An 11,858-nucleotide genomic window follows, 5' to 3' on the forward strand; every position below is an offset into this window, starting at 1 on the left:
CTCGCCTGCTTCATCTCCAATTGGGGCAAATTTGGCGCAGGGCGCGCCGGCGCACATTGCAATTTCGTAACGTTGACAGGGTTGGAGCGGCAAAAAAGCACTGAACGAGGCTAGCCCGTTCCGATAAGCGAGTCCCGGATGCTACGCCGCGGGCTCATCTGAATTCGAGCGTTGCGAAAGATGGCGGGCGGCAGCTGCATGCGCCTCGGACTCGTGCCCTTCGCTCGAAACCTGCACCGTCGGCACAGCAAACTCGATGCCGTTTTCCTTGAAGGCGTTGCGGATCATGGCCAGGGCATTGCGTCGGATGACGAATTGCTCGCCGGGCTTGGTCATCATTGCCAGCCGGATGACAATCGCGAACTCGCCGAACTGTTCCACGCCCTTCATCTTCAGCGTCTCGATGATGTGTGGACTGTAGTCGGGATTATCCAGCAGTTGCTGTCCGATCTGCTTGATCACCTTCTTCGCCTTCACGAGGTCGGTGTCGTAGGTGACGTTCAGGGTAATCTTGTCGATCGTCCAGTCTCGGTTGAGGTTCCTGACCGCGCCGAGTTCGCCGAACGGCACCGTCGTCAGCGGCCCGCGGTGATGCCTCAGCCGCACCGAGCGCAGGCTGAAGGCTTCAACAACGCCCTTGTGGCTACCGCTCTCGATATACTCGCCGACACGGAAGGCATCGTCCCAAAGATAGAACATGCCGCTGATGACATCCTTCACGATGGTCTGTGCGCCGAAGCCCACGGCGACGCCGACCACGCCGGCACCGGCGATCAGCGGGCCAATTTCGACCCCGAGGCCCGACAGCACCATCAGTACAGCAATGACAGCAATGACCACGGCGAGGATATTGCGGAAGATCGGCAACAATGTCTGCAGGCGGGCGCGGCTGGCTTTTTCCTCATCCGTTATCGCGCCTTCGATCCTGGAGTCATCGAGCTTGCCGTTGATGTATGCGCGCGCCAGGTGCCACAACAGATCGGCAGCGAGCAGGATGACGATGCCGCCGATCGCGCCACGGGCAAGCCGATCGAGCATGGTCTCGCCGGCGGCCATGCGATCGGCCGCAAGCCCGATCATGCGGCCAAGCCAGAAAGCCGCGGCCGTGATGATAAGGGCTCGAACGCCACGGTCGAGAAGCACAGTCGCAATCCGGCGCCCGGCGAGAAAGCCCGCCTCGGCCTGGTGCAGGGAACGAACGGCCAGCGTTGCAACCGAGAGAGCACGCGGCAGGAGCACGGCATAGATCCCGAGCCAGAGCAGCAGGTTGAACCCTGAAACCCAGAGAAGCCAAAGGAAAGCGAAATAGAGCGTCAGCCCCCAGGAAACGGTGAAGCTGCGATGCTCTCCCTCCTCCACCGGACGGTGCCAGATCGCCTCCACTGCGATGGCGAAGAGCCCGATGCCGAGAATGTAGCCGACAAAGTAGCGCGCGCCCTCGGAAAAGCCGAGCGGCACCATCAGTTGGATCACCGCCCAGCCGAATGCGAAGTAGATCGCAAAGGTCGCGCAACGCCGGAACCAGAAAAGCCCCCTGGCGCGCGAAATCTGGCGCTCGCCATCCGCACGCGGCAAGGTAACGAGGGCGACCAGGAGCCGCCCGAGCGCGACGGTAAAGCGGGCGACGATGAGTGCGACTGCAATCGCGATGGCCATGGACCGCGTGATCGGAGGCCAGTTGAAAGCGAGCAAAGGCACCAGTGTCGCCATCGCAAAAACGATTGCGGGAACGACGCGATAAAGCAGATTTGCCGCAGCGTGGTGGGCAACGGTGACGACCTCGTCGTCGGTCCGTCGGATTCGCGGTTTCGGCACGATAAGACGGAACAGCAGCTCGACAATCGCTCCGGTGAGAAAAAGGGCAATGACCTCCGTCGTAATCAGCAGCCAGCCCGTCGGCGCGACCTCGCGTTCGACGACTTCAGACGCGGTCTCGACTTCGCCGGGAAACTCCATCGCCGCCCCGGAGACCATTTCGACATGGCGGCGCGCATGACCGACGAGTTCGGAGAGCGCCGACATTTCGCCGGCCTCCGTCAGGGTGGCTGTCGGCGCCGCCTTCATTTGCGTCGCCATCCACTCCTTCACCTGTGGCGTTTGCATCAGCTCGAGTATCTGCCGAACTTCCGCCGGCGGTTGAGCCGCACTAGTCGTGGGCGTGGAAGGCGGCGACGGCGGGTTGGCGGTCTGAGCCGAGGCGCTCGTGGCCACGGCGAGGGCGAATGCCATCGATATCAGTAGTTGCATCATGCCACGCGCGCCCCATTGCCAGCCCCGTGATCCCTTGCCCTAAATGCAATCTCTCGACAATGTATCCCGTTGTATAGACAATATATCCCGCTGTATAAAAGGAAAGCCCGCACAGGCGGCGCTGCGCGGGCTTGGAAAACGAAAAGTTTCAGCCTAGCCCTTTGGCTTCTCGACGTGACCGCCGAAGCCCGCACGCATGGCCGACAGCACCTTGTTGGCGAACTCGTCGTTGTCGCGCGAGGAGAAGCGACCATGAAGCGCCGCACTCAGCACCGGCGTCGGGACGCTTTCATCGATCGCCGCCATGATCGTCCAGCGGCCCTCGCCGGAATCGGAAACACGGCCGGCATACTTGGTGAGGACCGGATCGACATGCAGCGCGTCGGCCGTCAGGTCGAGCAGCCAGGAGGTGATGACGCTCCCGCGACGCCACACTTCGGCAATATCAGGCAAGTTGAAATCGTAACGATAGTGTTCGGGATGCGCCAAAGGCGCAGTTTCGGCATCGACCGCATGCGTGGCCGCACCGACATTGGCATGTTTCAGAATATTCAGGCCTTCGGCATAGGCGGCCATCAGGCCATACTCGATGCCGTTGTGCACCATCTTGACGAAATGACCGGCGCCATGCGGACCGCAATGAAGATACCCTTGCTCGGCCGTGCTTTCCGGATGAGCAGTGCGCCCCTCTGAAGGAGCAATGACTCCCTGTCCCGGCGCCAGAGACGCGAAGATGGGCGACAGCGACTGGACGATTCCTTTCTCGCCCCCGATCATCAGGCAATAACCGCGTTCCAGGCCGAAAACGCCGCCGCTGGTACCGACGTCAACGTAGTGAATGCCCTTGGTGATGAGCTCGGCACCTCGCCGGATATCGTCGTGATAGTAGGAATTGCCGCCGTCGATGATGATGTCGTCGTCGTGCAGCAACGGCAGAAGCTGGGCGATGACCTTGTCCGTGATCGCCGCCGGCAGCATCAGCCAAACCGCGCGCGGGCGCGACAGCTTCGAAACAAACTCCTCGAGAGAGGCGCTGCCGACAGCGCCCTTGCCGACGAGATCAGCAACGCTTTCAGGCCTCGCGTCGTAGACGACGCATTCATGGCCATCGCGCATCAATCGCTGGACCATGTAGTTGCCCATGCGGCCCAAACCCACCATGCCAAGCTGCATCTCAAGTCTCCTGGAAATTAAATCGATAAGATGCGGAAACTAGCACTCGCAATACAGCAAGCAAGAGAAGTCTCTGTCACATTCGGAGCAACCGACAGGCATTGTCGTCGGCGGACCGCGGTCCGCCTATTCCATCGAGAATCTTCAATAGCGGATCACCGGAAAGCATTTCAGGATAGACAGCGTCTACCACAACCGCATACCATCATAACGGGCATTATTGCAAGGTTCGTTCAAAAGTTGTTATTCTGCGCTAACTGTGGCAATCTTTACTTTCAAAATGCTCCTGGGGAATTGTGGGGTCTGAGCGATGAAGTCTGCTGCCTTGCTGATCGGATTATGCCTCTATCCGGACAGCCTCATGGCGCAGTCATGTCCGCCGCAGGTCGTCTACCAGATGCAAATGCAGGGCGTCCCACCGCAGGGTCCGCGCGCGTGCGTCACGCAGTTTGGAATATGCCCGGGCTTCGGTCCGCCCTCCGCCTACTGCACCTGCAACGTCTATGGGCCCGGTCCAGGGAATACTTCAGTGAGGTGAGGGACATCGATCTGATCAAACTAAAGGAACTTATAGATCAACCGGAACACGCGACGATCACTGCCGAGAAATACGGCCCGTTTTTCTTCGCACTCGTCTTCATGTGTGTTATTCCGACCGGTCTCGTCTTCTTGTATCGATACCTGTTCTCCTCGACGAGCAACAGCGAGATCAAGAAGGGGCTCTACACCGATTTCGGATCTATTTTCATGTCGCAGTGGCGTGCGGAGTAATCTGCACCGTTCTCAGCACTGCTTGGAGGATCTATGCGAGTTATCGCTACAACGAACAGAGCCGCGAAGCCTTTGAGGGCCTGCGAAGCAACATTACCGCGCAGGAAACAGCTATAAACAATATGAAGAAAGAAGATGCGCTCCAAAGCTAAACCGCGATTGGCAGCATCGAGGATAATCCAGACCCCGATCTGCAATTCGACAACGTTTTGTTCGACCGCAAATCTACTTCACCAAATCGCCTTACGGAAGGAATAGCTGGATTTTTCTGATCATATCGAAAACGCCGCTAGCGGATCAGCAGATCAATAACTTCATGATCAAGCGACAGACGGCGGCCATGACCCCACCTGATTACTTATACGCCAGACTTCGCCTGGGACCTGGGGCCGGGATCGGGATGTACAAGATTGAGAAAGCAGACGGAAAGATATCCATTGTGCCCCAACAGCAGTAAGCGTGTACGGATTTTTGGGAAGTGCGATCCACGACAACCGATGGATGTTTACGATCCTGGGCGCCTACAAACGTAGGTGGGCACCGTGTGTCCAGGCCCACGAGCCTGGTCAGGGACAGCTCCCTTTGGATCGAGTATGGCCCCAGGGATTGTGGTTCCTGTCGAGAGGCGCAGACCGCACTCCGCTATATAAGGCCGATTTGGGCGCTGCGCCAGAGGGCCGGCGACGCCGCCCCTATTTAATTGAGTTCGGCGGGCGCACGGCCGTTCAGCTTGTCGGTGATGCTGCGGATACGGTTCGTCACCTCACCCAAGGCCGCCGCAAGGCCCTCCTCGGTGCGGGCGTTTGCCGCGAGAACGCTATCACTGCTGTTCCGCAACGAATCGAGTTCGGATTCAAGCCCGGCGACGCGGCGGGTGAGCTCCGAAATTTCGTCCATGACCATGATGCCAGCCATGACGGTGATGCGGAGGTCACCGATTTCGCCGAACTGCCCCTTGAGGTGCCCGACATAATTGTCGAAGCGCGTCGCGAGGTCCGTCAGGTGGTCTTCCTGACCCTCCTCGCAGGCCATGCGATAGGCCTTGCCGTCGATCGTTACCGTTACCTGCGCCATGTATCGCGCCTTTCTATCGGTCCAGAACCGCGCGGATCGTCTCCATGGCCGTCACCAGCCGCCGCGAGACCTCGCGATTGACTTCCTCGAGCCGGTTCGCACGGAATTCGGCCTGGTCCAGTTCCTGGGCAAGCTTCGAGCGATCGGCATGAATACGACGTACCTCGCCTTCGATTTCGCCCTGCTCCCGCTGGTGCTCGATGCGCATCTCGACTGCATTTTCAAGCCCGGAGATGGCTTGCCTGAGCTCGTTGAGTGCTGCTTCCATTTTGCCTGTAGGCGTCATGTCTCTACCGGTTCCCCGCACAAGACCCGCGAATCGGCGCCCGAGACCGATCCAGTATTTCCAAAAGGATACGCACCTCGCCAACGGCACGTCAATAAAGCTGGCCGTGCGGCTGCAGACCTATTCTGTGGATGACGAAAATCAACTGCCGCCTTAGCGCCTATTCAACTTTTGTAAAAATCGATGATCAAATGTCTAAAATCGATTGGAGAGGCCTCCGGAGGGCCTTCCATTTGTTGACTTGGCCGTTCCAACTGCTATGTGTCACCCGCTCTCATTGATGGTCTCCACAGGCTCGAGGCCATCCCCCGACACCCGGAACCCGTGGAATAGCCATGACCTCTCCTGAACAAAACGACCGGATGGCAAATGCGATCCGTTTCCTCGCCATGGATGCAGTCGAAAAGGCAAATTCGGGGCATCCCGGCATGCCGATGGGCATGGCTGACGTAGCGACGATTCTCTTCACGAAGTATCTGCGGTTCGACCCGAAGAAGCCGCATTGGCCGAACCGCGACCGCTTCGTGCTGTCGGCCGGCCACGGCTCGATGCTGCTTTACTCGCTGCTCTATTTGACCGGCTACCCCGACATGACGATCGAGGACCTGAAGCAGTTCCGCCAGCTCGGTTCGAAGACCGCCGGCCATCCCGAATACGGTCATGCGACCGGCATCGAAACGACGACCGGCCCGCTCGGCCAGGGCATTGCCAATGCCGTCGGCATGGCGATCGCCGAACGCAAGCTGCGCGACGAGTTCGGCTCTGAGCTTCAGGACCACTACACCTATGCCATCTGCGGCGACGGCTGCCTGATGGAAGGCATCAGCCACGAGGCGATCGCACTTGCCGGTCATCTGAAGCTGAACAAGCTCGTTCTCTTCTGGGATAACAACTCGATCACCATCGACGGCGCCATCTCCCTGTCGGATTCCACCGATCAGGTTGCTCGCTTCAAGGCTGTTCATTGGAACACGATCGAAATCGACGGCCACGACCAGGCTGCCATTGCCGCCGCCATCGAAGCCGCTCACAAGTCCGACCGTCCGACCTTCATCGCCTGCAAGACGATCATCGGCTTCGGCGCTCCGAACAAGCAGGGCACTCATAAGGTTCACGGCAACCCACTCGGCGCCGATGAAATCGCGGCGACCCGCAAGGCGCTGAACTGGGAATACGAACCCTTCGTCGTTCCTTCCGACGTTCTCGACGCATGGCGCGCAGCCGGCAGCCGCTCGGTCGAAACAGTCAAGACCTGGGAAGACGGCCTCGCCAAGTCCGCGCACAAGGCTGAGTTCACCCGCCGCTTCGCCGGCGACCTGCCGGAAGGCTTCGACGCCGCGATCAGCGCCTACAAGAAGAAGCTGATCGAAACCAAGCCGATGATTGCCACCCGCAAGGCATCGGAAGACGCGCTTGAGGTCATCAACGGCTTCCTGCCGGAAACGCTGGGCGGCTCCGCCGACCTGACGCCGTCGAACAATACCAAGACCAGCCAGATGCATTCGATCACGCCGACCGATTTCGCCGGGCGCTACATGCACTGGGGAATCCGCGAGCACGGCATGGCTTCGGCCATGAATGGTGTCGCGCTGCACGGCGGCCTTATCCCCTACGGCGGCGGCTTCCTGATCTTCTCGGACTATTGCCGACCGCCGATCCGCCTGGCCGCCCTCATGGGCATCCGCGTTGTCCACGTCCTAACGCACGACTCGATCGGCGTCGGTGAAGACGGCCCGACGCACCAGCCGGTCGAGCAGATCGCCGGCCTGCGCGCCGTTCCGAATCTACGGGTCTTCCGCCCGGCAGACCCGACTGAAACTGCCGAATGCTGGCAGATCGCCGTCAAGTCGAAGACACACCCGTCCGCGCTCGCGCTGACCCGCCAGAACCTGACGCCAGTGCGTACCGAGTACAGCGAAAAGAACCTTTGCGAACTCGGCGCCTACACGCTCGCCGGCAAAGCCGACGCCAAGGTGACGATCTTCGCTTCCGGCTCTGAAGTCGAGCTCGCCGTTGCCGCCCGTGCAACGCTCGAAGCCAAGGGCGTCAGCGTCCGTGTCGTTTCCGTTCCCTGCACCGAACTGTTCTTTGAGCAGCCGGAAGCATACCGCAAGGAAGTCATCGGCAACTCGCCAGTCAAGATCGCCGTGGAAGCCGCCGTCCGCGAAGGCTGGGATGCCTTCATCGGTCCGGAAGGCACGTTCGTCGGCATGAAGGGCTTCGGCGCGTCCGGTCCGGCAAAGAAGGTATTCGAGCATTTCGGCATCACCGCGGACGCCGTGGTCGCTGCCGCAGAAGCAAACCTCTAAGAGAGCGCTTCGGCGCTCTCCAACTCAATCCGCAAGCCCATCTCTAGGGAGTGAATGCACATGACTGTAAAGGTTGCCATCAACGGCTTCGGCCGCATCGGCCGTAACGTTCTCCGCGCTATCGTCGAATCCGGCCGCACCGACATTGAAGTCGTTGCCATCAACGACCTCGGCCCGGTCGAGACCAACGCCCATCTGCTGCGCTACGACTCCATCCACGGCAAGTTCCCGGCCGAGGTGAAGGTCGAGGGCGACACGATCACTGTTGGCGGCGGCAAGCCGATCAAGGTGACCGCGATCAAGGACCCGGCAACGCTGCCGCACAAGGAACTCGGCGTCGACATCGCGATGGAATGCACCGGCATCTTCACCGCCCGCGACAAGGCTGCCGCGCACCTGACGGCCGGCGCAAAGCGCGTCATCGTTTCGGCTCCTGCCGACGGCGCCGACCTGACCGTCGTTTTCGGCGTCAACCATGACCAGCTCACCAAGGAGCATCTAGTCATCTCCAACGCATCCTGCACGACGAACTGCCTCGTGCCTGTTGTGAAGGTTCTCGATGACGCGGTCGGCATCGACCACGGCTTCATGACCACCATCCACTCCTACACCGGCGACCAGCCGACCCTCGACACCATGCACAAGGACCTGTACCGTGCCCGCGCCGCAGCCCTGTCCATGATCCCGACGTCGACGGGCGCCGCCAAGGCCGTTGGCCTCGTCCTTCCGCATCTGAAGGGCAAGCTTGACGGTACGTCGATCCGCGTTCCGACCCCGAACGTCTCGGTCGTCGACTTCAAATTCGTTGCCAAGAAGGCCACCACCGTCGGCGAAATCAACGAAGCGATCAAGGCTGCCGCAAACGGCAAGCTGAAGGGCATCCTCGGCTACACTGACGAGCCGCTCGTTTCCCGTGACTTCAACCACGACAGCCACTCCTCGATCTTCGCAACGGATCAGACGAAGGTCATGGAAGGCAACTTCGTGCGCGTCCTGTCCTGGTACGACAACGAGTGGGGCTTCTCCAGCCGCATGTCTGATACGGCTGTCGCTTTCGCAAAGCTCATCTAAGAGCGTCCCGACATGAATCGTCGAAAGCGGCTCGGGCGACCGGGCCGCTTTTCTTTTGAAGCCAAACTGACTAGCGTCATAGAGACAAGATAATGCCGGATGTTGGCTGGCGGACTCATCCATGAGAATTCTCATGACAATCATCGTTCTGCTCATGATTGCGAGCGTGCTGAGTCTCAGCCTTGTTGGCGGGCGCAACTCGAAGCAGATCGCCGAAGGGCAGCCGTTAATGGCGTCCACACGCGTCATGGGACCTCGATAGTCCGTTTGCCCGAACGATTAGACTGGCGCGCCGCAGCCGATCACCGTACTGTTCATCGAAGCTGGACGGCACAGAAGCGAAAGAGAATTTTGATGGACTACTTTACGATCGAGATCGGCGGACAGGCGATCGCAAGCTTTCGCTCCGAGAATGCCGATGATGCCGAGAATTTCTTCGAGGCCGAGGATTTCCGCGAGGATCTGACGGTTCTGCAATCGCAGGGCAAGCCGGTCTGGGACGGCGTCACGGAACTCAAGCTGCGCAAGGCGACCGCCGAAGAGGCAAGCGAAGTCGAGCACGCCTATGAGTTCGACGATGATCCGGAGCGAACGATTGACGATGAATTTGTCGTCTTTCTGATCCCGATTTCCGACATCGTCGATGACGAGGACGATGAGGACGAAGACGCCTGAGCAGCGCGATCGGGCAAGAAGCCGACGGTGCGCTTCTCCATGACCGCTCATTGATTGAGAGGAAACGCGCGAGAGCGCAACTTCTGCCCTCCTATCGCCCGATTTGCTCATACACTCGATTCATGCTCCTTCGTGAGCACTCACCCGGTTTTGCCGTCAGGCACGCCAAAACAGCAGCATGAAGCCGCAAAACAGCACGGGGTCGACCGCAAGGCCTACCCATCCTGTTTGTTTTGCCGTTTACTCATAGCGGGCTTGAGTGACCACGAAAGGGCGATTGGATGGACTGCGGGACCGGGGGCGGTCTGCATTGAATTGCGGGTAAGGGGACAGGCATGGAAGCGTTTTATATCGTCGTACTGGTATCGACGACGCTCGTGCTTCTCGCCGCATTCTCCAGCCTGCTCGCCTTCCGCTTCGGCGCCCCCCTCCTCCTGCTCTTCCTCGCGATCGGCCTGCTTGCTGGATCTGATGGCCTCGGGATCCAGTTCAGCAACAATTATCTGGCCTACTTCCTCGGCTCCATCGCGCTTGCCGTCATCCTGTTCGACTCCGGTTTCGGAACGCCGGTCCAAGCCTTCAAGCTTGCGGCGATACCCTCTCTGACGCTCGCCTCGGTCGGCGTTCTGATAACAGCGGCACTCATTGGTGTTGCCGCCATGTGGCTGCTGAACTTCACGTGGCTGGAAGGCCTGCTGCTCGGCTCGATCGTCTCCTCCACCGACGCTGCCGCCGTCTTCTTCCTGCTGCGCATCGGCGGCATCAATATTCGTGACAAGGTGCGCTCGACACTGGAGGTTGAATCGGGAACCAACGACCCGATGGCGATCTTCCTGACCATCGCCCTCGTAGAGATCCTTGCCAGCGGCGAGCGCTATCACGGCATCAACATCGGTATGCTCGCCATGTTCGTGCAGGAGATGGGCCTCGGCGTCATCCTCGGTCTGCTCGGCGGCATGATGATCTCGCTGATCGTCAGCCAGCTGGAAACCGATCGCGGCCTGACCCCGATATTCGTGCTGGCCCTAGCGCTGCTGGTCTTTTCGGCGACGGGCGCGGTCGGCGGCAGCGGCTTCCTTGCCGTCTATGTCGCCGGCATCTACGCGGGCAATCGCAAGCTGCAAGGCCATGCCTCTATCAAGCGCTTCCAGAGCGGCATGACCTGGCTTGCCCAGATCATTATGTTCCTGGTCTTGGGACTGCTTGCAATGCCGTCGCAGTTTCCGGCGATTGCCGTTCCCGCCGTGCTGCTCGCCCTGTTCCTGATCTTCATCGCGCGCCCGCTCGCCATCTGGCTCTCGTTGCTCCCCTTCGACTATACGCAGCGGGAGATCGGCTTTGTCGCGTGGGTCGGCTTGCGCGGCGCCGTTTCGATCCTGCTCGCCATCATGCCCATTCTCGGCGGCTTGGAGAACAGCCAGATCTATTTCAACACCGCCTTCATCATCGTGCTCGTCTCGCTTCTCGTACAGGGCTGGACGATCAAGCCGGTCGCCAAGAAGCTGGGGCTCATCATCCCGCCGCGCATGGGTGCCGTCGACAAGGTCGAAGTCGATCTGCCGGGTGCGGCAAACCACGAGCTCCTCTCCTACCGCGTTATCAAGGACAGCCCGGTGCTTCGCGGCGAACGCATCCCGCGCTGGGCGACGCCGTCGCTCGTCATCCGCGACGGCAAGTCGATGCGTTATCAATATGCGGGCCGGCTACGCGAGAACGACCTCGTCTATCTGTTCGTCGTGCCGTCCTACTCGCGGCTGCTCGACAAGCTCTTTGCCAGCCGCGCGCCGGTGGAAGAGGATGACGCCGATTTCTTCGGCGCATTCGCGCTGTCGCCCGCCCGGCCAGCGGCCGATCTCGACGCCGCCTATGGCCCCGGCCTGCTGAACGAATCCGAGAAAGGGCTGACGATCGCCGAACTGATGAAGCATCGTCTGGGCGGCAAGGCGGATTATGCGGACCGGGTCCGTCTCGGCTCGATCATTCTCATCGTCCGCGATCTCGATGATCAGGACCACATCACTTCGGTCGGCATGTCGCTGGAGGCTGTAGAGCCCGCCACCACCCTGCCGATCTTCCTCAATTTGCACGACATCATCGATCGCATCCGCGACCGCATCAAAGGTCGCAGAAGCCGGGAAGCAGCGGCTGCGGCGGCATCAGCCAAGGGCGATCAAAACCCGCAATGAGCGCCTTGCGTCTGCGATCATCCTTGCTATGGTCGCCGCATCTTTTGGGCAATAACGAACGGA

General features: G+C 60.1%; 10 protein-coding genes and 1 other RNA gene. 6 read left to right on the top strand and 5 right to left on the bottom strand.

From position 1 onward, the window contains the following. Positions 1-141: 141 nt before the first annotated feature. Together IB248_RS23120 and gnd are read right to left on the bottom strand one after the other, a co-directional pair. Positions 142-2,250 (bottom strand): mechanosensitive ion channel family protein, encoded by a 2,109-nt coding sequence (locus IB248_RS23120; RefSeq protein ID WP_192241697.1) that lies wholly within the window; start codon positions 2,248-2,250, stop codon positions 142-144. Positions 2,251-2,403: 153 nt separating this feature from the next. Then, the gene (gene gnd, locus IB248_RS23125; protein WP_018858858.1) at positions 2,404-3,423 is read right to left on the bottom strand and encodes a phosphogluconate dehydrogenase (NAD(+)-dependent, decarboxylating); all 1,020 of its coding nucleotides are present in this window, start codon (positions 3,421-3,423) and stop codon (positions 2,404-2,406) included. A gap of 534 nt (positions 3,424-3,957) precedes the next feature. Here gnd and IB248_RS23130 point away from each other — a divergent pair. After that, complete coding sequence (locus tag IB248_RS23130; protein WP_169682593.1) at positions 3,958-4,194, top strand: hypothetical protein; 237 nt, start codon at positions 3,958-3,960, stop codon at positions 4,192-4,194. 478 nt (positions 4,195-4,672) lie between these two features. On the opposite strand, the gene ssrS is transcribed toward IB248_RS23130, so the two are convergent. The 3 genes from ssrS to IB248_RS23145 all read right to left on the bottom strand — a co-directional run bounded on the left by ssrS (position 4,673) and on the right by IB248_RS23145 (position 5,554). Continuing rightward, positions 4,673-4,831: non-coding RNA, 6S RNA (gene ssrS, locus IB248_RS23135), on the bottom strand. Positions 4,832-4,890: 59 nt separating this feature from the next. Beyond that, positions 4,891-5,268 carry a cell division protein ZapA gene (locus IB248_RS23140; protein WP_192241698.1) on the bottom strand — a complete coding sequence of 126 codons (378 nt, stop codon included), beginning with the start codon at positions 5,266-5,268 and terminating at the stop codon, positions 4,891-4,893. Between the two features lie 13 nt (positions 5,269-5,281). Further along, the gene (locus IB248_RS23145; protein ID WP_025660886.1) at positions 5,282-5,554 is read right to left on the bottom strand and encodes a DUF4164 domain-containing protein; all 273 of its coding nucleotides are present in this window, start codon (positions 5,552-5,554) and stop codon (positions 5,282-5,284) included. A gap of 335 nt (positions 5,555-5,889) precedes the next feature. On the opposite strand from IB248_RS23145, the gene tkt reads away from it, so the two are divergent. The 5 genes from tkt (at position 5,890) to IB248_RS23165 (ending at position 11,795) form a co-directional block, all read left to right on the top strand. Next, complete coding sequence (gene tkt / locus IB248_RS23150) at positions 5,890-7,863, top strand: transketolase (RefSeq protein ID WP_192241699.1); 1,974 nt, start codon at positions 5,890-5,892, stop codon at positions 7,861-7,863. A gap of 60 nt (positions 7,864-7,923) precedes the next feature. Next, positions 7,924-8,934 carry a type I glyceraldehyde-3-phosphate dehydrogenase gene (gap, locus tag IB248_RS23155; RefSeq protein WP_018858863.1) on the top strand — a complete coding sequence of 337 codons (1,011 nt, stop codon included), beginning with the start codon at positions 7,924-7,926 and terminating at the stop codon, positions 8,932-8,934. Between the two features lie 133 nt (positions 8,935-9,067). After that, positions 9,068-9,196 (top strand): hypothetical protein, encoded by a 129-nt coding sequence (locus IB248_RS32215; RefSeq protein WP_018858864.1) that lies wholly within the window; start codon positions 9,068-9,070, stop codon positions 9,194-9,196. A 92-nt stretch (positions 9,197-9,288) separates the two neighbouring features. After that, entirely contained in the window at positions 9,289-9,609 is a 321-nt protein-coding gene (locus tag IB248_RS23160; RefSeq protein ID WP_018858865.1) for a hypothetical protein, read from the top strand. Between the two features lie 335 nt (positions 9,610-9,944). Continuing rightward, positions 9,945-11,795: a potassium/proton antiporter gene (locus IB248_RS23165; RefSeq protein ID WP_018858866.1), complete on the top strand. Its 1,851-nt coding sequence runs from the start codon at positions 9,945-9,947 to the stop codon at positions 11,793-11,795. Positions 11,796-11,858: the final 63 nt, after the last annotated feature.

It is taken from the genome of Rhizobium sp. RHZ01, from assembly GCF_014851595.1.
Lineage (GTDB): Bacteria > Pseudomonadota > Alphaproteobacteria > Rhizobiales > Rhizobiaceae > Rhizobium > Rhizobium altiplani.

What these genes read in the sequence shown, in the direction of transcription:
- IB248_RS23120 (WP_192241697.1), bottom strand. Translation starts at nt 2,250, where the DNA reads ATGATGCAACTACTGATATCGATGGCATTCGCCCTCGCCGTGGCCACG.
- gnd (WP_018858858.1), bottom strand. Translation starts at nt 3,423, where the DNA reads ATGCAGCTTGGCATGGTGGGTTTGGGCCGCATGGGCAACTACATGGTC.
- IB248_RS23140 (WP_192241698.1), bottom strand. Translation starts at nt 5,268, where the DNA reads ATGGCGCAGGTAACGGTAACGATCGACGGCAAGGCCTATCGCATGGCC.
- IB248_RS23145 (WP_025660886.1), bottom strand. Translation starts at nt 5,554, where the DNA reads ATGACGCCTACAGGCAAAATGGAAGCAGCACTCAACGAGCTCAGGCAA.
- tkt (WP_192241699.1), top strand. Translation starts at nt 5,890, where the DNA reads ATGACCTCTCCTGAACAAAACGACCGGATGGCAAATGCGATCCGTTTC.
- gap (WP_018858863.1), top strand. Translation starts at nt 7,924, where the DNA reads ATGACTGTAAAGGTTGCCATCAACGGCTTCGGCCGCATCGGCCGTAAC.
- IB248_RS32215 (WP_018858864.1), top strand. Translation starts at nt 9,068, where the DNA reads ATGACAATCATCGTTCTGCTCATGATTGCGAGCGTGCTGAGTCTCAGC.
- IB248_RS23160 (WP_018858865.1), top strand. Translation starts at nt 9,289, where the DNA reads ATGGACTACTTTACGATCGAGATCGGCGGACAGGCGATCGCAAGCTTT.
- IB248_RS23165 (WP_018858866.1), top strand. Translation starts at nt 9,945, where the DNA reads ATGGAAGCGTTTTATATCGTCGTACTGGTATCGACGACGCTCGTGCTT.